The following is a 21,799-nucleotide window of genomic DNA, read 5'->3' as shown; positions in this document are numbered from 1 at the left end:
AGAAGTGGACATCATCAATGGACATTCTCAAGCCGCCATTTCTGCGTCATGCGGGAATCCAAACCGCGAGTACGATTTCTAAGGCTGAGTATGTATGTCGCGCTTGAGTTCTGTGTTTTTCTCAGCATTGTTGGATGCACGTCAGTTACTCTTTGCTGGCACAAACAGTCACCAGAAATACCTTTGTTTCTCTGGTGTTGTCCAGGGCCGATTGTAGGCGCTCCCAGCGCCGACAACCTAAAAATACATCCATATATTTTTACCCTGGGATTGTGAATATAAACAAGCAGCTGCGTTGGTCGGCGTATCGCCTATGAACTGGGAAAGTGGACAATATTAAGGACTTCGAAAAATACAGAGCGGCCGGGCTCAAGTCAGAACTGTTCTGTACATAGCTATGATGTCCGCTATGCAGTGTAACCCTGTTTTTAGACGCACCTATCAACGACTTCTGGCTGAAGGAAAACCTAAAAAAGTGGCGATTATCGCCTGTGTCAGCAAGATTGTTGTTATCCTCAATTCGATGCTACGGGATGGCATTCACTGGGAAGAAAAAACGGCGTTAATTTAATGATTGACTTCATAGTCTCTTGTTAGCTTAATTGCAAAAAATTGCACCGAAACATTACCCATATGAAAAACGATGATAATATTATTGAATAACTAAACCAAAGGTCTATTCATATGAGCCAAGAACTAATACCCAGTAACCAAATGAACATGAATTTAGTCCCCGTAACCGAAGGGGAAGTCGATGGCATTAACATGGGCGTGCTTTCTGATGGCACTCCATTTTTGTCATCACGAGGCGTGGCTAGATTAGTAGGCCAAGCTCCGAGTAGCATTATAACTCTCGTGTCTAATTGGGATGAAGAGAAGTACAAACCTCGTGGTGCAAAGATTTCCCAAATATTGAAAGAGCAAGGTGTTAGTGATTCAAAAATTCATGTTGAAGTCGTACTGAATGGTGTAAAAACACACGCTGTAGATGATGCAACATGTTTAGCAATTCTCGAATACTATGCTTTTGATTCTACTTCTAAGAACCAAGAAATCGCGCAAACTAATTATCGATTGCTAGCACGTCGTTCTATTCGTGAGTTCGTGTACACAAGCCTTGGATATGATCCAAATAATGTGGTCCCTCTAGAGTGGAAACACTTCCACGATCGCATGCTTCTGAACGAAGTACCTAGAGGATATTTCAGCATCTTTAAAGAAATAGCTGACTTGATGGTTTCCTCAATCCGTCAAGGACTCGTTGTTGATGATCACGTTGTTCCAGACATCAGTGTCGGGACAGCTTGGAGTAAACACTGGGAAAGCAAAAACTTAGAAGGGAAGTATGGTCCTCGTACAAAACACCCACATAAATATCCAGACTATTTCCCTCAATCCAAAGCTGGTCCAGTACCAGTAAACATTTATCCACTGGCAGCTTTGGGCGAGTTTAGGACTTGGTTTGAAAGCACATATCTATCAGAAAAGTTCCCTAGCTACCTTAAGGGGCAAATCAAGAAGCAATCAATTTCCGTTACTAGTGCGGAACTACTGCTAGAAGCTGTTGTTCCAAAACAGATTACCAAGCATTAATGATTACAGCCGCCATTATTGCTTTATTGGCGGTGTCCGCTTCCCCTATGCTGAGGCAGTCTAAACTGGAAACCTCTAGTTTTGAATTGTCTCGCTAAAGGGAAAGTGGACAGACGAAACCTGCGGGCGCCCCCCACCAAATGCCAACCGAGCAATTTGCTTAATAAGGCTGTCCGGGCTAGTTCAATACCCAGATAGAAGTGTCGGCTTCGCGACACGTATCCTTATTTGTTAAGCGATTTTGTCCGTACTTATTCGGTCCTGATTTTCGATCACTTCAATCGCGGGTTCTTGTGGAAACTGAATATCAGGTAAAAGTTTAGATACTGCTGGAGCTATTTGAAGTGCACCAGTTACTATTGTTGTAATAACAGCAGCATTTGCCATGTAAGCCCAAAACTTCTTAGCAACTGGATGATTCTCGACTGGTTTGACTAGATCATTTTTCAAGATCGCATGTCCAAAAGTTTCTTCTACAATTTGTACAACTTCTTTTGAACCCGTAATTTTGTAGTCATCAGCAGCAACTAGCACTTTCTTTAACTGAGTTAGCATATACGACTTAATGCTTTCTGGTAGTTCAGATGCCTCTACTTCTGAAATAAGATCCAAAGCACCAGATGAAATTTTTTCCACTTCTTGCTGCGGCAATATCGCTTGAGGGGCACGCAAAGATAAAAAATCTGATGTCATAGTTAAGTAATTGAAAACATGCTCATTAAGATGCTTTGAAAACTCATGCCATTGCCCACTGAAATTGCTTTCCGAGAATGCTCTTTCCACTGGTTGGCACCAATGCATGTAACGCTCAATATTTATTCCATCAACTTTTTTCAACTCATCTACAACCTCAGATGACAACGCAAGTACCTTACCAAGTTTCCCCAAAAATGTGACTTTATCGTTAGGGTTTACATTTAACAGCTTACACCACACTGTTCTACAGTTTTGAGTAGCATTTTGCTGTTTACCTTCCTCTAAGATATTTAATAATCTTGCCGCAGGATTATTCATAATTTTACTCATCTATATTCCTCTATATCGATGATATGTCGAATTGCTTAACATTTTATTCAACGACATGGTGTCACAAAACTCTGTCGTGTAAAGCCTTCTCACAAACCAATCACTTTATCTTATTCAATTAAATACACGTATCATATAAACCCATCTAAATATACGACACCATGTCGTGTATCCTACTCAATCTGCTTATACTAACCAACTGATATGCTGTACTTTTCTTGTGTTTTATGACTACCCCCAAAAATCATCGACACTTTGACTTGTGTTAAAAGCGACTTCCGTCACTTACCAAGCACAAAGAAACCACAGAATAGCACTAGCCGCATGGATTTTCGCTCTCGCGGGAATGACGGTTTGATAATGTACATTGGTGGAAATAAATCAGGGAAAAATTCAGGACGAATTTTTAGGTTGTCGGCGCTGGGAGCGCCTACAACCGCCCCGGACCACACCAAAGAACAACAAGGCATTTCTGGGTACTCTTTTTGCCTCAAAAGAGTACCTGGCGCGCATCAACCAATGTCAAATAAGCCACAGAACCCAATGCGCGACATACCCACCAAACCCCAAATTACACATGCTATTAACGTGAGCAGATTTGCTGGCAAGCACCAGCCAAGGGGAAAAATTCAGGACGAATTTTTAGGTTGTCGGCGCCGGGAGCGCCTACAACCGCCCCGGACAACACCAAAGAACTCAAAGGCATTTCTGGGTACTCTTTTTGCCTCAAAAGAGTACCTGGCGCGCATCAAACAATGCCAAATAAGCCACAGAACCCAATGCGCGACATACCCACCCAGCCACCAAAAACGCACTCGCTTTATGGATTCCCGCCTGTCGCGGGAATGACGGCTTGATAATGTACATTGGGGGTACGAAATCAGAGAAAAATTCAGGACGAATTTTTAGGTTGTCGGCGCCGGGAGCGCCTACAATCGCCCGGACCACACCAAAGAACAACAAGGCATTTCTGGGTACTCTTTTTGCCTCAAAAGAGTACCTGGCGCGCATCAACCAATGTCAAATAAGCCACAGAACCCAATGCGCGACATACCCACCAAGCCACCAAAAATGCACTCGCTTTATGGATTCCCGCCTGTCGCGGGAATGACGGCTTGATAATGTACATTGGGGGTACGAAATCAGGGAAAAATTCAGGACGAATTTTTAGGCTGTCGGCGCCGGGAGCGCCTACAACCGACCCGACCACACCAAAGAACAACAAGGCATTTCTGGGTACTCTTTTGGCCTCAAAAGAGTACCTGGCGCGCATCAACCCATGTCAAATGAGCCACAGAACCTAATGCGCGACATACCTCCGCTGCACCAGATTCCCCAGCCACAAAAATGGCACCCGCTGAATGAAATCCCCCTAGTCAGATGACTCCATCAACTTCCTCACCCAATACTTCTCCCGCAGCCCTGGCGGATAATCCTCATTCAGGATCAGCTCATCATCAATGCCTTCTTCGCCCGACTGTAACAGCATTTTCCGCTTGTTGATCAACAGCTGATCCAGCTTGCGGATGGTGGCTATCTTACGTTCAATCACATTATCCAGCACTTTCTCAATATCATTGAGTGCCTGAAAGGCGTGGGTGGTTTCAGGCTGTCTGTCTGAATCAAAATGATTTTTATACTGCGTAGAATACCCGCGTGACGAGTCAGGCTGAATGGGCGGATGATCACCGTTCAAATTGGCTGATGCTTTGCTTCTTGGTGCTTCTCCGGGTAATTCTTCACTCATCTCAGCGATAACATGTTCGACATTGACAGTATTAATGGCCGTCAGGCCTTCCATGCAGGCATAAAGAAAAATCCTGTCGGCAAGAATATTGATTTTTCTCGGTACGCCTTTGGTATATCGGGTAATGGCTTCAAACACGCCGTCACTCAGGGTTGGGTTTCCCCGCCAGTTGACGCACTGTAAGCGGTGCAGCATGTAGCTTTTAACCTGATCGGGCGTGAGTGGCTGTAAATGGCTGGAGGCAATAATACGTTGCCGTAGTTGTTCCATTTCAGGCAGTCGGATAATGCCTTTCAGTTCTTCCTGGCCTAACAGAAAGCTCTGTAATAACGGCTTGTCGTTGAACTGAAAATTAGACAGCATTCTCAGCTCTTCGATTGTTTCCGGGGGCAGGTTCTGAGCCTCATCGACCAGCAACACTGCGCGCCTGCCTTGCTGTCTCAACCCATAAAGGTGCTGTTCAAACCGCTTCAGTATGTCGGCTTTACTCAGCCCTTCCGTGGGGACGTTGAATTTAGCGGCAACCAATTTCACAAGTTCATCTGGAGAAAGCCGGGTGGTGGCAATTTGAACCGCAGTAACCGACTCATCCAGACTGGACATTAACCGATGAACAAGAATGGTTTTCCCTGTGCCTATCGGGCCTGAGACCACAATAAAGCCTTCTTCTAAAGACAGCCCGTATTGCAGATAAGACAGCGCTTTCTCATGATGAGGACTTGCAAAGAAAAAACGTGGGTCAGGACTTAACTTAAACGGTTTATCCGTAAATCCAAAATGCGCTTCATACATAGCTAAAACTCCACCCTTACATCGATGAAAATCCGGGTTTCATCGTAATCATTTTCCGAGTCCGACGAGGAACGCGTGTAATATTCCACCCCAGTTTGAGTGAACAACTCAGGTCGGAAAAAATACGTCGTGTCCAGGCTGAACGAATGATAATCATCACTTTCATCACCGGTTGAAATATACGTAAAGTCATAACGCTCATAGGCATAGCCAATGTGGCCGGATAACACACGGGACAGCTGGTGATCCACATCCAACTCGACACCCCGGGAGTTGTCGTCTGTCAGATCAGACAACGACTCCAGCGTTTCCCTGTCTATCTGATAGAGAGAAAAGCTGTACAGTGTGCGACGAAGCGTCAGTTCAGACAGCCAGCGTGCTTCTTTTCTCAGATAGATTTCATCAATGCGCCCGCCATCGACAAATCTATCCCTTTCATAGCTGTCTGGTGATTCCGTGTAAGTCAGGGTATTGGTCCAACGCCGTGTGCGATTTCGGATTTCAGCGGCGTAACTGTCCCCTTTTATTCGTTTGTCGTACTCAAAATAAAAGCGCGTTTTGTCTGTTGGGTTAAGGTTGATCGCACCGGCCCAAAAATCACTGTTCACATCATCTTCTGAGAAGTTGTAACTCACTTCCCCGTAGGAATAGCGGTCTATAAAATAGCGCACACCCCCACCCCAGTTGAAAATTTCATTCTCTGAGGAATCTGTCACACCGTCGTAATTCTCATAATTCAGCCGCAAGAATGGTGAGAATCCGCTGATGGTCTGCAACCCTATGATTTCATTCAGCCGGGTAAATTCGGTAGAAATGCCATCGTCGCGGCCTTTACGGTAGTCATAAAAAGCCCCTAGCCGCCAGAATGCATCCCGTACTGAACGGCCATTGGCGTAAATAATATTCCCGCCCCAGCCCGTGTAATTACCTATGTCGTCCTCGTTATTGATGACGTTGGTATAAACTCTCGAACGCAAGTCCATGGAGCTCAACGGGTTGGTTTGGTAGCTCAGACCCACTTCAGCTTCATTGCTCTGAATCGTATCCCCGCTGATCACATCGGCATTCGCATCGGTGGCGATGTCGCTGGCAATGTTATCGATAGATGCACTGGCATCTACCTGAAACCCACTACGCCCCAGGACTTTGTATGCAATAAAGTCTAAATCCTGATACAACTCATCGCTTTGTTCGCCCTCGGTGTAATACAGATACCTCAGTGCGTAATCCAGGCTGATTAATCCCCGGCTACCTTCTATGGTGCCTTCGATGCCGGCATCCAGCTCAGTAATGAAACTGCTTTGCGTATCGCTGGCGGTTCTGTCTACGTTGTCTGTAAAAGTAAATTCTGTTCCTGCGTATGGCGTTAACTTCACATCCGCCGCCTGACTGGGGTGCCCTAACAGTGAAAGGCTTCCCAGCAAATATAAACTAGGATTGATCCTCTGTAGCGCCATACTCATGTCCATGTCTGTATTGACCAAATACATTGCGCACGGCTTTGTTCATTACAAATCCGATTGCCATATCCTTATTCAGTTGAGACACCGCGACTTCTACATCGTCCAACCTTGATCTGTCCTGCTCCACCACCACTAGTGCCTGTCCCAATAACTTAGACAAGGTCATGGTTTCGACTATGCCAAGCAGTGGCGGGCAATCAAATATCACCATACGATCCGGATACCGATGCGCCAGTTCATTCATCAGTTTTTCCATTTTGTTACTGGCCAGCAACTCATTGCTCAGATGGTGCGGTTTGCCGGCAGGAATCAGGCGCAGATTGGGAATCGACGTGGGGTAAATAATTTCTGACAGGTGAGTAACGCTCCCTTGCAAGAAATCAATCAGTCCGGCCTGCGCCTGTATGCCCAGCATGTCACTAACCCCTGGTTTCAGCACATTCGCATCAACCAGCAATACCGTTTTGTCTTTCTCGGATGCCATGCTCAACGCCAGATTCACAGCCGTAAATGTTTTGCCTTCCCGCGGCGAGACACTGGTCACCATCAACAGATTGGCTCTTTGCTGAAACTGAGCCCCGCTGCCGAAAGCAGTGTGGAACAATTTCTGTTTAATGGCCCTGAACTCATTGGTGATGCCTGGATTGACCTGTTTATCCGTATGCGAAACCATGCCTAAATCTCTGAGCCGTTCGCTATCTATCTCTATGGTTGCCGGCCGCCGCCAGGCTTGCGGAAATCCGTCTGACATCACAGGCTGATGAACGGGTTTAAAGAAAGCTTCCTGTTCAATGTTCTGACTCAGGCTCTGAATGTTGGCGGAGTCGGTTTCATGAACCAAGTCCTGAATGACTGACTGACCAGACAGCAGCTCTGAACTCTGAGGCATGTCATTATCTGATGACGACTTCACCGTTTTTTTGCTCAGACTGGCCGACTTTTTCTCCATCGCCTTTTGAATAATACTCATATCCAACCCATCTCCTGCATGATTAGCGTATGAATTGAAGTCACGACATTCAACGCCATGAAACCCAGGAAACACACGACAAGTGCGGTACTCACCCAGACAAAACGCCATTTTTCTTTACGTGCAACAGCGGCAAGGCCGGATTGCTCTGTCGGTGAAACACCGCCCAGCACGGGTAATCCTGTCAGCTGATACAATTGGTTGGCAGAGGTGGCAACCGGATAGAGCTGGCTGGTCAGGAAAGCCAGTGCAGCCCCCACCCCCAAACCTGCAATCAGTACCAGGACTAAAAACAATGGGCGGATTGGCCCGGATGGCTTCAGTGGGGCTCGCGGCGGATCGACAACCCTGAAGGTAATATCATCCGAGGCCGCGCCCACTTTCTGGGATATCAGCGCGGATTCACGACGGGATAGCAACTCTTCATATTTGTTTTTGGTGATGTCGTAACTCCGGGTTAACCCTGTGAGTTGCGCCTCTACATCTGGCATCCGCACCAGTTTGTCTTGCAAGAACAGTGCTTTATCCGTTTGTGCTTTTTCGCGAACCTGCAACGAGGCAACTTCGTTCTCTAACTGACTGATCAGCAATTTCAGATTCTGAAAAAACTCAGTGCTTCTGAAATCACTGTTGCCATCATCCGTCGACAGCGCCAGCCATTCACGCTTTTGCCGTTCCAGTTCAGCGATCTGACGCTTGGTTTCTTTCACATCCGGATGTTTATCAGTAAAGCGGAATAACAGGCCATCCAGCCTGACCTGAAGCGCATCCAGTCTGTCATCATATTCGGTGCGTATTGCCCCCTGATTTTTGGCCGCCAGTGCCATTTCCTCGTTCAGCTTGCGCTTGGCCGTTTCCAGTTGCGTCCGGCTTTCCTGCAGCTCAAGCTGGGTGTCTTCAATATCGCCATTCACTGCATCCAGCTGGCCTCTGAAACCCATTTCGGAACTGGGTAAGTAGCCGGCATGCTCACGTTTGAATTCAGCCAGCTTTAGCTCAGCATCTGCCAGCCGCTTTTCATAGTCAGATAACTGACGCGCAATGAACGCACTGGCTTTATCCGTATCCTGCCGGTTTTTACCTAAGGTATTTTCAACAAATACATCCAAAGCCGACTGCACGACATTTTTGACATAAAGCGGATCGGTACCGCTGTAGCTGATACTGAACAGGTTTTCTCTGCCTGCGGATTTGATCTCAATGTTTTCTTTCAATTCAGCAAGAATATCTTCATATTCCTCATTGGTGGTGGCTTTTAGATCTGCATCGGTATAGCGGGCAATGGTTTCCAGATTCTGCCGGCTCAGCAGGGTTTTCACCATCAGACTCAATTCCTGATTCGAATCATTCGGTATCGCCAGGCCTTTCAGCAGAGGTTGCAGTATCGACCGTGTGTCCGCATACACTCTGGCTTCAACTGTGTATTGGTTTGGCCAGATTGTGACCACAGCCCACCCAAGGGGGCAGATTACCCAGGTGGCTATGATGATCCACTTGCGGCGTAGCCACACACTGTGCAGATACTCAATCAGGTTCTGAAATTGTTCCTGCATGTAACCTCCAATTAGAACCAGGCTTCCGGAATAATAATGATGTCACCAGGGAGTATGTCTACGTTGTCCCCAATCTCGCCATCACGCAACAGATTTCCCAGATTCAGTCCATAGGCCCTTTGCTGGCCATTAACAACGCGGATCAAACGAGCATCATTGCCGTCTGCGAAATCCGTTAGTCCGCCAACGGCAACCATCACATCCAGTAACGTCATGTTTTCCCGGTAGTTAATGGCCATGGGTTGTTGAGCTTCCCCAATTACCCGCACCTGTTCACTGTAAGGCCCGACAAACCCTTGTACGATCACGCTGACAATGGGATCCCGGACATATTCCGCCAAGCGGGCCTCAATACTGCCAGCCAGCTCAGTCGGCGTACGCCCCGATGCAGGAATATCGTCCACCAGAGATGTTGTTAACATACCGTCCGGACGGACAATATAAGCACCGGATATTTCAGGATTTCCCCAGACAAAAATGTTGAGGGTATCTCCTGGGCCTATCAGGTATTTGTATTGATTGATATTTTTTGTCAAAGAAGGCTGAGGGGTAGCCTTGGGTAAAGAGGGCAACGAATTTGACGTACAGCCAGTCACTAGCACCATAGCGGCAGCCGTCAAACAGGTTAACTTCAATAGGTGACCACTTCTTGTCATATCAGCATCCATCCTGCGTATAAGTCCGTGTCTCACATACCTTTTCCAAGGTTCAGAAGCGTCCAACTAAGTTGCAATTACTGCAGGCAAAAACGTCATTGAACTAATTTAACTATATATGATTTTTTTATTTTGCAGATTTTTTATGCTTGCCGATACTCAATACAGGAAGGGGCACTTTATTTATTTACACCTGGGACAAGGGTGATTATGACTTACTCAAGATTTCACGATTTAAATTTAAGCAACGCTGTGCTTATTTTTGCAGATATATTAATGCTTTCGGGCACTTTTGCAGGGACTCAGCTATTTCTTTTTTATTTCAATCCGGAGTATTTATCGCATCCAGGGATCATAATAAATGTACTTAATCTCATTTATTATACACTTCCTATTCAATTGGCTCTGCTAGCTGTTGGGCTTTACAATGAAAAACTCAGAGAGTCATATAGCGGCATCACAGTCAGAATATTGGTAGCCATTAGTTTGGCGTACATGCTGTCCACCAGCCTGTACCTGATCACTCCCCAGCCTTTTCCAGCCGGTTTTACCCGTGAGTGGATGTATGGCAGTGCGCTAGTGGGCCTGATGATCGTACGCTTTATCGCTATCCGTTCCCGCTATCAGCTGCTTGGCAGGCTCAAAGTGCTCATCCTGGGTGCAGGAGAACGGGCCAGCCTTATCAATCGTTGCATGAGACGACAATCTGACCGGGTTCATGTCGAACTGACAGGCTATGTGCCTATGCCTGGCGATAATCGCGAAAAATCAAATGTGGCACCCGTTCTTGATATTTCGGACTCGCTGGAAGCCTTCGTGCAATCCAACCATATCAAAGAAATCATTATTGCAGCTGATGAGCGCCGGGGTAACCTGCCCACTGACAGTCTTTTCCTGTGCAAAATGGAAGGGGTGCAAGTCATCGATATCATTGACTTTATTGAGCGGGAAACCGGGCAAGTCGCCGTCAGCCATATTCATCCGTCCTGGGTGATCTTCAACCCTCATGCAACCGGCAACAAGATTGGGCGAAGTCTGTACTGGCTGTTTAATTGTGCCATTGCCATGCTGCTGTTACTAATCACCTGGCCCATACTGATTGCCATCGTCGTGATGATCAAATGGGAAGACGGTTTCCGCGCCCCGGTACTTTATTCTCAAGAGCGAGTCGGGCTGAAAGGGAAGCGCTTCTCAATCTACAAATTTCGCAGCATGAAAATTGACGCCGAGTCGCAAGGTGAACAAATGGCCAGCCGTCAGGATCCCCGCATCACGCGAGTTGGCAATGTTATCAGGAAATACCGGCTGGATGAGCTTCCTCAGTTAATCAACATTCTTAAAGGCGATATGAACTTTGTTGGCCCTCGTCCTGAACGTCCGAGTTTCTCCAGCCAATTTGAACGGCAAATTCCCTATTATAATCATCGCTTATATGTAAAACCCGGGTTAACAGGCTGGGCCCAGTTAAAATACCCCTATGGTGATAATATCGAAGATACCATTGAGAAGCTTAAGTTCGATCTCTATTACATAAAACATAAAAGCGTAATACTCGATATATTGATACTGATCAGAACCTCTGAAATAGTACTGTTTGGTAAGGGGCGATGACATGAAAGAAACTCACTCTCCAGTTCGCCGTTCATTCGTCAATGCAATGACTGTTGATGTCGAAGATTATTTTCATGTTTCTGCCTTTTCATCCATTATTAAGCAAGAACAATGGGGGAAATCTTATCCATTGCGTGTAGACTACAACACCAGAAAAATAATGGATATTTTCGCTGAACATGATGTTAAAGCGACCTTTTTTATACTCGGCTGGGTGGCTGACGCTTGCCCTTCCCTGATAAAAACCATTGCAGATCAAGGTCATGAGCTGGCATGCCATGGTTATCATCATGTAAAGGCAAACCAGCAAACTGAGAAGGAATTTTTCCAGGATGTCAGCCGCAGTAAGTTTTTGATAGAAGACCTCTCCGGTAAATATATCAATGGTTACCGAGCGCCCAGCTTTTCAATTGACGACACTAATCTGTGGGCATTCGATATTCTTCATCGCCTTGGTTTTACTTTCAGCAGCAGCACATACCCTGTCAGGCACGATCATTATGGCAACCCTGACTGGCCACGCTTTCTTCATCAGCGAAATGAAGGTTTGGTTGAAATACCCATTCCAACCTATCAGGCATTCGGCACCAACCTGCCAATCGGTGGCGGTGGTTATTTCCGGCTGTATCCTTATGCAATCAGTAAACACCTTATCCGGCGTTTTACTGAACAATACCAGCAACCGTTCTGTTTTTATTTTCATCCTTGGGAAATTGATGCGCAGCAGCCCCGAATGACTCAGGCATCATTCAAATCGCGCTTCCGGCATTATCTCAACCTTGAACAAATGACAACACGGCTTCACCATTTGCTGCAGGATTTTCAGTGGAGCACTGTCAGCCAGGCCTATCAACTGAATGGACATGACGATGAAACAGGAATTGACGATCCGCAAGCTGAACCGGAACGACTACATAGCCTGGGACCACTACGTTGATGCGCACCAGGACGGCAGCTTTTTTCATTTAACCGGCTGGCTGGATGTCATCGAAGAAGTGTTCGGTCATCAACCGCACTATTTGCTGGCACAACAACACGAAAAATTGGTTGGGGTGTTGCCGTTATTCGAGCAGAAAAGCGTTCTGTTTGGTCATGCGCTGATTTCAACCCCTTTCTGTGTTTATGGCGGCGTGTTATCGGATGATGAAAATATCAGATACCAATTAGAAACGGCGGCCTTCGAGCTGGGTTGCTCACTTGAGGTTGATTATATTGAGTTGCGGGATCGCGATGAAAAACCTTGTGATACAACTTGGTTTCGTCATTGCCACCATGCCACTTTCAGGAACACGCTGGCCGACAACCCGGAGGCCATTCTCTCTGGCATCAAGCGCAAACAAAGGGCTGTTATCCGCCATGCGATAAATAACAAACTGAGCTGGGACGACAAAAATAACCCGGACTTATGTTTTGATCTCTATGCTGAGAGTGTCAGAAACCTCGGTACGCCTGTGTTTCATCCCGCGCTGTTTAACAAGCTGCAGCACACCTTCGGCCAGCGCTGTAACACGCTGGTTATCCGTGATGCTGACGGGCTTCCTGTTTCCGGGGTGCTGAGTTTTTACTATAAAAACCAGGTACTTCCCTACTATGGCGGCGGAACGCAGGCCGCAAGAGAATTAAAAAGTAACGACTTTATGTACTACCAGCTGATGCTGCTTGCCCGATCTAAAGGGGCTGAAGTGTTTGACTTTGGCAGAAGTAAAATTGACTCAGGCGCCTACCACTATAAAAAGCACTGGGGCATGGAAGAGCAGCCGCTGCACTACCGTATCGCGCTGGTGAAAGCAAAGCGGCCCCCCAATCTGTCGCCCAGTAACCCGAAATATCGTTATTTCATAAAAGCCTGGCAGAGTATGCCTGTTGGCATCAGCAAGCTTATCGGACCGCGTATCTCGAAGTACCTTGGCTAAGCGACAATGGAGCAGGACAATGAAACCAGCAGTGCTATATCTTTGTCACCGAATTCCATATCCGCCCAACAAAGGCGATAAAATTGCCAGCTATCATTTACTGAAATTTCTCAGTCAGCACTTTGATGTCTATCTGGGTTGTTTTATCGACGATAGGCATGATCAACAGTATCGTCACAAGGTAGAAGCGCTTTGCCGGGATGTATGTTTCATTACGCTTCATCCGGCGTTGGCCCGCCTCAAAGGCTTACAGGCTTTGTATAAAGGACAGCCCATTACGCTGCCCTATTACTCTCATCCGGCAATGACCGACTGGGTGAATCGCACCCTGAATCAGCATCCCATTGAGCGTGCCCTGGTGTTCTCCAGCAGCATGGCTCAGTACCTGCTCAATGCGCGTCCCTCGCTGCACAAAGTCATGCATTTCGTGGATGTGGATTCAGAAAAATGGCGCCAGTATGCTCAGAAAAAACAAGGTGTTGCCAGTTATCTGTACCAGCGTGAGTACCGGACACTCGCAAAGTTTGAAAAAGCGATCTGTGCCGATTTTGATGTCAGCTGCTTTGTCACTGAAACAGAGCGGCAGTCGTTTGCGGCCATGGTTGAACCCGCCTTACAAAATAAAATTCATACGCTGGAAAACGGCATAGACAGCCGCTATTTCTCTCCGCAGGCCGATTTCAGCCCTATGACCGAACATCCGCTGCAGCACGATAATTATGTGGTTTTTACCGGCGCCATGGACTATTGGGCCAATGTGGATGCCGTCACCTGGTTTGCCCGCAAAGTCTGGCCGAAGGTTCTAAAAGAACACCCTTACGGTAAGTTTTATATCGTCGGTTCATCGCCTTCGGCCAGCGTCAGGGCGCTGAGCCGACTGCCCGGCATAGTTGTTACCGGCCGGGTTGATGATGTGCGTCCGTATCTGTTGCATGCCAAAGCCGCCATCGCACCTATGCAAATCGCTCGTGGTATCCAGAACAAAATACTGGAAGCGATGGCGATGGAAAAACCGGTTCTTACTACACCACAGGGTATGGAAGGGCTTGAGCACTACCCGAGCAATTATCCTGCCAAGGGCAACGTAATGGCGGACAACGTAGCGGAACAGACACTGTATGTAGCAGAAGAACCACAGGATGTCACCGACTGGGTATGCGAACAATTAGCTCGCCCAGTACGTGCGGCCACACTGTCAAGACAGTGGATTAAAGACAATTTCAGCTGGGATGCCAAGTTATCACCAGTACTGACGTATCTTGAGGCTAAACATGTCTGACCGGATCGGGTTTCGCCTGGCACTCCCTGTTATCGGCTGGTTATGGCTGTTCTGGCCGTCATTGAGCAATATGGTAAATGTCTGGGCCCATTCGAAAACCTATGAGCATTGCTTTCTGGTTGTGCCAATCTGTCTCTGGCTGGCATGGCGAGAGCGCAAGGTCATTAGGCCATTGCGCCCGTCTGTCAGTTGGCTGGCGGTAGCATTACTTCCCGTATCATGCTTTCTTTGGCTATTGGGCCGGGCGGCAAGTATCGGGTTATTTGAGCACATTGCCGCCATTGTGAGTCTTCAGTTATTGCTGTGGGCGGTATTGGGCACCGCCATCATTCGCCGTTTTTGGTTCCCTTTGCTGTATTTACTCTTTGCCATCCCCTTTGGTGAAAGCCTGATTCCCAAACTGCAGATCATCACCGCCGATCTTTCAGTCTGGCTGCTGAATATCAGCAATATCCCTGTCTACCGGGATGGCTTATACCTGACCATTCCCAATGGTCGGTTTTACGTGGCAGAAGCCTGTTCAGGCATCCGTTTTCTGATGTCCAGCGTGGCATTAGGCACGTTATTCGCCTACTTACAGTTCACCAAAGTCTACAAGCGCACACTCTTTGTGGCCTTTTCGTTTATCTTCCCGATCATTGCCAACGGTATCCGGGCTTATGGCATTGTCATGATTGGGTATTTCAGCAACATGGAATATGCCGCCGGGGCGGATCATCTGGTTTACGGCTGGCTGTTTTTCAGTGTCGTCATTCTGGTGATCTTTTTTACCGCCAGTCTGTTTTCTGATCAGCAAGCCCCATATGTCAAATTGCCGCAGCAACCGTCTGCGCTATCAGCTCGCCAAACATGGGGGGCACTTGGCTTGGTTGCCCTGATTTTTATTGCGACCGCCTTGTGGAAGCAGCAGCTTGACCAGGGCCAGCCCCTGCTGTCCAGCCAGCAAACTGACGCCATGAATCCACAGCCTGTCATGCTGACCGAATGGGGGATCTCATTCCCGCATGCCGAACGTAGCCAGCGCCAGAGCGCTGCGGACGGAAAAGCCGAGCTCTATACCGCCCGCTATAACATCTGGCAGCGTGACGGCGAGCTAATCAGCAGTACCAATCAGTTGTTCAATAAAGACATCTGGTCGGTCGACAATAGCCAGTCAGTGACGTTACCCGCCGGTATTCATGCTAAGTCGATGACAGTGTCCAATGCAAAGGGAAGCAGCATGCGGGTTATCTATTGGTACTGTGTGAATGCGTTTTGCAGCAGTAATCCGCTGGCTATCAAGTTGATGAAAGCATCTTATCGCCTGGCCGGACAGCAAGGCGTCTCAGATGTCTTTGCAATAGCAAGCACTGAGCTGAGCGATAACCAGATAAAAGACATCATTGATGTTGGCATAAACAAGCACAGCGTGATCTTAAAAAACAGCCACCAGCGGTGATGAAACCATTATCAGGGAGAGGGTTATGTGCGGTATTGCGGGTATTTTCAACGTACAACATTCAGGCATTATTGACACTCGGCTGTTGCAGCACATCAACCGGATACAGCACCATCGAGGCCCGGATGATGAAGGCTATTTCGTCGATGATCTTGTCGGGCTGGCCCATCGCCGTCTGTCTATTATCGACCTGTCCGGCGGGCATCAGCCGCTATTTAACGAAGATAACACGGTCGCGGTTGTCTTTAATGGCGAAATTTACAATTTCAAAGCCCTGATCAAAGAGCTGAAAAATCTGGGTCATCAGTTTCGTACCGTCAGTGATACCGAAGTGATAGTCCATGCCTGGGAACAATGGGGGAAAGACTGCGTCAGCCATTTTCGTGGCATGTTTGCCTTCGCTATCTGGGATAAAAACACCTCGACCCTCTTTCTTGCCCGGGACAGGCTGGGTAAGAAACCGCTTTTTTACAGCCTGACAGCCAAAGGACAATTGATTTTTGCCTCCGAGCTGAAAGTATTGCTAGCACATCCTGATGTGTCCCGCACTCTGCGCGACGAAATGGCCGAAGAATACCTGATGTTCGGCTATATTCCAGACCCGTTCACCGCTTATAAACACATATTCAAGCTCCCTGCCGGGCATTATCTTCAACTGACGCCGGGTGCCGCTATTACGGCCAGTGCCTACTGGGATCTCTCTGCACCAGCAACAGTCCTCAGCTGGCACGATACGCAGGAGGCACTGGTTGATCAACTGCTGGATGCTGTCAGAATCCGCATGGTGTCGGATGTGCCTCTCGGGGCCTTCTTGTCAGGCGGGGTGGATTCCAGTGCTATTGTGGCCCTGATGTCGGGCCTGCAATCCAATCCTGTGAACACCTGCGCCATAGGGTTTGATCAAGCTCAGTTCGATGAAACCCACTATGCCCGCAGCATTGCTGAGCAGTATCAAACCCGGCATCATGATCGCCAGATCAACGCAGACGATGTCAGCTTAGTGGAAGTGCTGGGGCGGCTGTACGATGAACCGTTTGCAGACGATTCAGCACTGCCAACCTATCTGGTATGCCAGCTGGCCCGGAAACAGGTCAAAGTGGCTTTGTCCGGCGACGGGGGAGACGAAATCTTTGCCGGCTACCGTCGCTACCGGTTTCATCTGGCCGAGCAGAAAGTCAGGGGGATGATACCCTCTTCCATTCGTGAACCGGTGTTTGGCATGCTGGGTCAGATATACCCCAAAGCCGACTGGGCGCCACAGCGCTTCCGGGCCAAAACGACCTTCCAGTCGCTGGCGATGAACAGTGTTGATGCGTATGCCAATACGATCTCAAAACTCAGGTTCGCTGACAGGCAGCGACTGCTCAGTCCGGCCTATCGCCATCAGCTCAACGGCTATACAGGAAGCGACATTCTTCGCCGGCATGCCCTCAATGCGCCTACCGACGATCCGCTGAAATTGATCCAGTACCTCGATCTGAAAACCTGGCTGCCCGGCGATATTCTGACCAAGGTGGATCGCGCCAGCATGGCCAATTCGCTTGAAGTACGTGCCCCCCTGCTCGATCACCAGCTGCTGGAGTGGGCGTTTCAAATTCCGAGTCAGGATTTGATCCGCAGACAGGAAGGTAAATTCTGCTTTAAGAAAGCCCTGGAACCTTATCTGCCCAAAGATATTTTATATCGCCCTAAAATGGGGTTCAGCATGCCGCTGGCCCATTGGTTTCGTACCCAGCTCCGGCCGATGCTGCATACGCAGATCTTATCTCCCGTCATGCTGGACTGTGGCTATTTTAATCCGCATCAGCTGCGAAACATTGTGGCTGAGCACGAAAGCGGCCAGCGCGATCATGGTGTCGTGCTCTGGAGTTTACTGATGTTCGCCCAATTTATGGAGAGGCAGGCATAGTGAAAATTCTCACCATTTCAACACTCTACCCGAACGCGAGTAATCCCAGGCACGGCATTTTTGTCGAAACCCGGCTGCGCCAGTTAAAAAAACATTACCCGCAGACAGACATTACTGTGATAGCGCCTGTGCCCTGGTTCCCGTTCAGTCACCCTGTGTTTGGACAATACAGCGACTATGCGTCTGTCCCCTATACTGAGAGCCGCTATGGCATCCGCATTTATCATCCGAGATATCTGGTTATCCCTAAACTGGGAATGTCACTGACCCCGTCGACGCTGGCCTATTCCCTGCACAAACAGATTGCGCGCTTAATGCAGCAAGGGTTCGACTTTGATCTGATTGATGGTCACTATTTTTACCCCGACGGGGTGGCCATTGCTTCGGTCGCCAGCACCTTAAACAAACCGTTTACCATGACGGCAAGAGGGACAGACATCAATCTGATCCCCGCCTACCCCAAAGCCCGAAAACGTATTCAGCAGGTCTTATCGGTCAGCAACCATAACCTTGCAGTGTGTGAGGCACTGCGGCAAAGCATGATCGAGTTAGGCGCAGTACCGGATAAAGTCAGCACACTGAGAAACGGGGTCGATCTAGAGCTGTTCAGTTTCAGTGACGAAAGCCAGCAACCCGCACTCAGGCAGGCACTGAACCTGCCGGTTAATGTACCTGTCATCTTATCCGTCGGTCTGCTTATAGAGCGTAAAGGCCACCACTTAGTCATCGAAGCCCTGCGTCACATTCCGGATGCCCTGTTACTGATTGCCGGCACCGGCCCGAAAGCAAAAGCACTGTCCGCCCTGGCCAAGCAACAGGGTGTTGCCCAGCGGGTACGCTTTCTGGGCAAGCTCAGTCAGGAAGAATTATCCGCCTATTATGGCGCAGCTGACTTACTGGCACTGGCTTCAGACAGAGAAGGCTGGGCAAATGTGCTGCTGGAAGCCATGGCTTGCGGCACACCGGTTGTGGCCACCAATATCTGGGGGACACCTGAAGTCGTCCGTAAACCCCAGGCAGGCACATTGGTTGAGCGCAATGTCAATGCCATCGCCGAGGGTATCCGCCAGTTGCTGAACAAGCCTTTTGCCCGCGCTGACACTCGTCATTACGCCGAGCAATTCGACTGGTCTGCCACCTCTGAAGGTCAGTATCAGTTGTTTAATCGTTTGATTAAGGACGCATCATGAAAATTCTGTATCACCACAGGGTCGCTTCCAAAGACGGCCAGTATGTCCATATTGATGCCATCATTGGTGCCCTTCGTGAACAAGGCCACGAAGTGGTGGTCGTCGCACCGGCTGTGTCCGGTCAGGCCGACGTTGGCGCTAACGGCGGCTGGGTCAGCAAAGTGCGCCAGATGTTGCCCCGTTTTTGCTGTGAAATCCTGGAATTTGGCTACAGTGCTTATGATTTCGCCAAGCTGTGCATCACTTTATACCGGGAAAAACCGGATGCCATTTATGAGCGCTACAACCTGTTTCTTCCCACCGGGATCCTGGCTAAGCAACTGTTCAATGTGCCACTGGTATTAGAGATCAACGCCCCATTATTCGATGAGCGCAATGCCTACGGCGGATTGTCGCTCACCTGGCTGGCCCGCTGGTCAGAATTGTTCACATGGCGTAATGCCGATTATACCCTGCCGGTCAGTCATGTGCTGGCCGACTATGTTCAGCGCGCAGGCGTACCTGAGCATGCCATCAGTGTTATTCCCAATGGGATAGACAGCCGCTTATTTCATCCTGTTGTCGGCAAGGAGAAACAACCTGAATTTTCAGGTAGCCTGGTGGTTGGATTTGTCGGCTTCTGCCGCGAATGGCATCAATTAGAGCACGTTTTGTCACTGATCGTTGATTTTAACCGGCAGCGGAACATTGACGATCCGGAAGTGAAATTCCTGATCGTCGGTGACGGCCCGGTTCTGGATGAGCTCAGAAAACAGGCTCGCACTCTCAGGGCCGAGCACCAGATTCACATCACAGGATTAATTGATCGCCAACATATACCGGACTGGCTCTCTCAGATAGATATCGCCCTGCAGCCGGCCGTCACCCCCTGGTGTTCACCGCTCAAGCTGATCGAATACCTGGCATGTGGCAAAGCCATTGTCGCGCCCGATAGCGACAACATAAAAGAGCTGCTGACAGATGGCGACAATGCCTTGCTGTTCAAAGCAGGTCATTTAGCCGATATGCTGGAGCAGATTAAGCGTTTGTTGTCCGACGAAGCACTCCGCCAGCAGTTAAGTGACAATGCGGCGGCCAGCATTGCCAGACAACAGCTGACCTGGCCGGATAATGCACAAAAAATCGTCGGTATTTTTGAGTCGTTGATTGTCAAACCCTGAATGGTGCCGGGAAAACACCATGGGTAACACAACTGATTGATCCGATATTCAGAACATTAAGTGGAAGACATGCCTTGTAACTGAGAAACCGGTTTTCTTCGCGCTTGCTGGCTGACCATCACTCTCACCTGCATACTTAAGGCCGCCATTGCTGCGGCTAATACCCAGAAAAGTTCAAGATACGCCAGCGAGAGCGCGGCCCCTGCCGTGCAATAGCCCAGTAAAGACACCTGCATCATGCGCGCCAGATCAATCTGCCAGTGGTGAGTATCATTCCATGGCGGTCGCCCCAGTGTCACAATGACCCAGCGCATTTTCAGAAACAACAACAGAATAACCAGCATGAACAGAGTGAACCCGAAAAAGCCGTGATCACCCAAAACCTGAAAATAAATACTGTGCGCGGCCCAGCTTTCTTCTCCGGGGGGCGGCGTTTCAATAATATCTATTTTATAGATATCCAGTGCGAGCCTGTCCCACACCGGCTGAAAATAGGTGGCTTTAAATCCGGCTCCCAACACCGGCCGTTCCAGCGCCATCAAAGTGTGGATTTTCCACGAAGTCAGCCGGTTAGTGAAAGAAGAATCCTGAGTCGCCGTTTCTATCGTTTCCATCCTGTCATACCACTTGTCCGGTAACAGCAAGACAGAAACTGAAACGATAATTGCCACGCCAAATAATGTCAGAACTTTTTTGTTACTTCTGAACCAGAAGTAACAGCCAATCACAGCCAGAGCAAGCACGCCTCCTCTGGAATAAGTGCCCAGCACAGACAACACACACAGCACTAACATACCTATCAGCCCTAAACGGATCCACCTTTCCTGGACGGACTTTAACTGATAGATACATAAAGGAATCACCATACATAAAGCAGCGGCAAGGTGGTTATTGTCTGAAATCAAGTGACCAGTTGGCCCCTGGATTTTATGTCCGCCTAAACTGGCCAGGAACTTCAGCCCTTCCACGGCACCAAAGAAGCCCACTGACATCAATATCCCCCACAACAGCATTTCGAACTCATGCTTTTGCCGGATGATTAATGCAATCATGATGAACAACAGGAAGATCTTGGAAAATTTCTCCCATTCCGGCCAAACCAGTTCAGGAAAAATAATGGTGTTGTAGGTGGTTAAACCGGTATGAAGCCAAAACAAAATAGCAATGAAGACAACCCCGTCAAATATAACCGCGGGCTTCTTCCTGGAAAAAAGGTAAGTAATCAGCGTCAGCAAGGCAAACACACTGTTGTAACTGATCGGCTTGGCAAACCCGTAAACCCAATAGGCCGGCACAAATAAGCCCGACCACAACCAAAGTGACACTGCGATGTAAGAGCGTCTCAGAGCAAAACAAGCCAGGATCAGGAAAACGCTGATTAAGACGACATCTCTCATTTTCCAGCTCCCTAACGTCGATGCTTAGAATTTTTTTGCTGTTTTGCTAAGTATTCTTTGTCCTGCCTTATTGAGCGTACACAAAGATATACCAAGACAAAC

Annotated in this window: 16 protein-coding genes and 1 pseudogene; 10 read left to right on the top strand and 7 right to left on the bottom strand. The window is 48.4% G+C overall.

Going from position 1 to position 21,799, the window contains the following annotated elements; translation table 11 throughout:
- Positions 1-280 precede the first annotated feature (280 nt).
- Together L6J37_RS13120 and L6J37_RS13115 are read left to right on the top strand one after the other, a co-directional pair.
- Positions 281-571 (top strand): annotated as a pseudogene (locus tag L6J37_RS13120) (transposase); the annotation flags it as partial.
- A gap of 113 nt (positions 572-684) precedes the next feature.
- A complete protein-coding gene (locus tag L6J37_RS13115) occupies positions 685-1,593 on the top strand; it encodes a hypothetical protein (RefSeq protein WP_027251624.1) in 909 nt (302 codons plus the stop codon).
- Positions 1,594-1,824: 231 nt separating this feature from the next.
- Here L6J37_RS13115 and L6J37_RS13110 read toward each other — a convergent pair whose 3' ends face one another.
- The 6 genes from L6J37_RS13110 to L6J37_RS13085 all read right to left on the bottom strand — a co-directional run bounded on the left by L6J37_RS13110 (position 1,825) and on the right by L6J37_RS13085 (position 9,800).
- Positions 1,825-2,619, bottom strand: coding sequence for a hypothetical protein (locus L6J37_RS13110; protein ID WP_237795415.1), 795 nt, complete (start codon positions 2,617-2,619; stop codon positions 1,825-1,827).
- A 1,372-nt stretch (positions 2,620-3,991) separates the two neighbouring features.
- A complete protein-coding gene (locus L6J37_RS13105) occupies positions 3,992-5,158 on the bottom strand; it encodes an XrtA/PEP-CTERM system-associated ATPase (RefSeq protein WP_218385418.1) in 1,167 nt (388 codons plus the stop codon).
- Between the two features lie 2 nt (positions 5,159-5,160).
- The gene (locus L6J37_RS13100; protein WP_237795413.1) at positions 5,161-6,534 is read right to left on the bottom strand and encodes a TIGR03016 family PEP-CTERM system-associated outer membrane protein; all 1,374 of its coding nucleotides are present in this window, start codon (positions 6,532-6,534) and stop codon (positions 5,161-5,163) included.
- A 55-nt stretch (positions 6,535-6,589) separates the two neighbouring features.
- The gene (locus L6J37_RS13095) at positions 6,590-7,591 is read right to left on the bottom strand and encodes an XrtA-associated tyrosine autokinase (protein ID WP_237795411.1); all 1,002 of its coding nucleotides are present in this window, start codon (positions 7,589-7,591) and stop codon (positions 6,590-6,592) included.
- On the bottom strand, positions 7,588-9,144 hold the full coding sequence (locus L6J37_RS13090) for an XrtA system polysaccharide chain length determinant (protein WP_237795410.1): 1,557 nt from the start codon (positions 9,142-9,144) through the stop codon (positions 7,588-7,590). Before L6J37_RS13090 ends, L6J37_RS13095 begins: the two co-directional genes overlap by 4 nt.
- 11 nt (positions 9,145-9,155) lie before the next feature.
- Entirely contained in the window at positions 9,156-9,800 is a 645-nt protein-coding gene (locus tag L6J37_RS13085; protein ID WP_218385412.1) for an XrtA/PEP-CTERM system exopolysaccharide export protein, read from the bottom strand.
- A gap of 210 nt (positions 9,801-10,010) precedes the next feature.
- Between L6J37_RS13085 and L6J37_RS13080 the strand changes: the two genes are divergently transcribed.
- The 8 genes from L6J37_RS13080 to L6J37_RS13045 are packed head-to-tail and all read left to right on the top strand — an operon-like array spanning position 10,011 to position 20,300.
- Positions 10,011-11,411 carry a TIGR03013 family XrtA/PEP-CTERM system glycosyltransferase gene (locus tag L6J37_RS13080; protein WP_218385410.1) on the top strand — a complete coding sequence of 467 codons (1,401 nt, stop codon included), beginning with the start codon at positions 10,011-10,013 and terminating at the stop codon, positions 11,409-11,411.
- A 1-nt stretch (position 11,412) separates the two neighbouring features.
- Complete coding sequence (locus L6J37_RS13075; RefSeq protein ID WP_237795409.1) at positions 11,413-12,348, top strand: XrtA system polysaccharide deacetylase; 936 nt, start codon at positions 11,413-11,415, stop codon at positions 12,346-12,348.
- Complete coding sequence (locus tag L6J37_RS13070) at positions 12,281-13,324, top strand: FemAB family XrtA/PEP-CTERM system-associated protein (protein WP_237795408.1); 1,044 nt, start codon at positions 12,281-12,283, stop codon at positions 13,322-13,324. Before L6J37_RS13075 ends, L6J37_RS13070 begins: the two co-directional genes overlap by 68 nt.
- 19 nt (positions 13,325-13,343) lie before the next feature.
- Entirely contained in the window at positions 13,344-14,603 is a 1,260-nt protein-coding gene (locus L6J37_RS13065; protein ID WP_237795407.1) for a TIGR03087 family PEP-CTERM/XrtA system glycosyltransferase, read from the top strand.
- Positions 14,596-16,041, top strand: a complete 1,446-nt coding sequence (xrtA, locus tag L6J37_RS13060; protein ID WP_237795406.1) for an exosortase A — start codon at positions 14,596-14,598, stop codon at positions 16,039-16,041. Before L6J37_RS13065 ends, xrtA begins: the two co-directional genes overlap by 8 nt.
- A gap of 25 nt (positions 16,042-16,066) precedes the next feature.
- Positions 16,067-17,950 (top strand): XrtA/PEP-CTERM system amidotransferase, encoded by a 1,884-nt coding sequence (locus L6J37_RS13055; RefSeq protein WP_237795405.1) that lies wholly within the window; start codon positions 16,067-16,069, stop codon positions 17,948-17,950.
- Positions 17,950-19,140 (top strand): glycosyltransferase family 4 protein, encoded by a 1,191-nt coding sequence (locus L6J37_RS13050; protein WP_192016861.1) that lies wholly within the window; start codon positions 17,950-17,952, stop codon positions 19,138-19,140. Before L6J37_RS13055 ends, L6J37_RS13050 begins: the two co-directional genes overlap by 1 nt.
- Positions 19,137-20,300, top strand: coding sequence for a glycosyltransferase family 4 protein (locus L6J37_RS13045; protein WP_237795404.1), 1,164 nt, complete (start codon positions 19,137-19,139; stop codon positions 20,298-20,300). The genes L6J37_RS13050 and L6J37_RS13045 overlap by 4 nt, the downstream gene beginning before the upstream one ends.
- Positions 20,301-20,356: 56 nt before the next feature.
- Here L6J37_RS13045 and L6J37_RS13040 read toward each other — a convergent pair whose 3' ends face one another.
- Complete coding sequence (locus L6J37_RS13040) at positions 20,357-21,697, bottom strand: putative O-glycosylation ligase, exosortase A system-associated (RefSeq protein WP_218385399.1); 1,341 nt, start codon at positions 21,695-21,697, stop codon at positions 20,357-20,359.
- Positions 21,698-21,799 lie beyond the last annotated feature (102 nt).

Origin of the sequence: Photobacterium sp. WH77, assembly GCF_022014395.1 — a bacterium.
GTDB lineage: Bacteria > Pseudomonadota > Gammaproteobacteria > Enterobacterales > Vibrionaceae > Photobacterium > Photobacterium arenosum.
This window is presented reverse-complemented; position numbering and strand designations above follow the sequence as displayed.

Coding starts and splice junctions, on each gene's coding strand:
- L6J37_RS13085 (WP_218385412.1), bottom strand. CDS start 9,800: ATGACAAGAAGTGGTCACCTATTGAAGTTAACCTGTTTGACGGCTGCC.
- L6J37_RS13090 (WP_237795410.1), bottom strand. CDS start 9,144: ATGCAGGAACAATTTCAGAACCTGATTGAGTATCTGCACAGTGTGTGG.
- L6J37_RS13070 (WP_237795408.1), top strand. CDS start 12,281: ATGAAACAGGAATTGACGATCCGCAAGCTGAACCGGAACGACTACATA.
- L6J37_RS13075 (WP_237795409.1), top strand. CDS start 11,413: ATGAAAGAAACTCACTCTCCAGTTCGCCGTTCATTCGTCAATGCAATG.
- L6J37_RS13110 (WP_237795415.1), bottom strand. CDS start 2,619: ATGAGTAAAATTATGAATAATCCTGCGGCAAGATTATTAAATATCTTA.
- xrtA (WP_237795406.1), top strand. CDS start 14,596: ATGTCTGACCGGATCGGGTTTCGCCTGGCACTCCCTGTTATCGGCTGG.
- L6J37_RS13095 (WP_237795411.1), bottom strand. CDS start 7,591: ATGAGTATTATTCAAAAGGCGATGGAGAAAAAGTCGGCCAGTCTGAGC.
- L6J37_RS13040 (WP_218385399.1), bottom strand. CDS start 21,697: ATGAGAGATGTCGTCTTAATCAGCGTTTTCCTGATCCTGGCTTGTTTT.
- L6J37_RS13045 (WP_237795404.1), top strand. CDS start 19,137: ATGAAAATTCTGTATCACCACAGGGTCGCTTCCAAAGACGGCCAGTAT.
- L6J37_RS13080 (WP_218385410.1), top strand. CDS start 10,011: ATGACTTACTCAAGATTTCACGATTTAAATTTAAGCAACGCTGTGCTT.
- L6J37_RS13105 (WP_218385418.1), bottom strand. CDS start 5,158: ATGTATGAAGCGCATTTTGGATTTACGGATAAACCGTTTAAGTTAAGT.
- L6J37_RS13055 (WP_237795405.1), top strand. CDS start 16,067: ATGTGCGGTATTGCGGGTATTTTCAACGTACAACATTCAGGCATTATT.
- L6J37_RS13065 (WP_237795407.1), top strand. CDS start 13,344: ATGAAACCAGCAGTGCTATATCTTTGTCACCGAATTCCATATCCGCCC.
- L6J37_RS13115 (WP_027251624.1), top strand. CDS start 685: ATGAGCCAAGAACTAATACCCAGTAACCAAATGAACATGAATTTAGTC.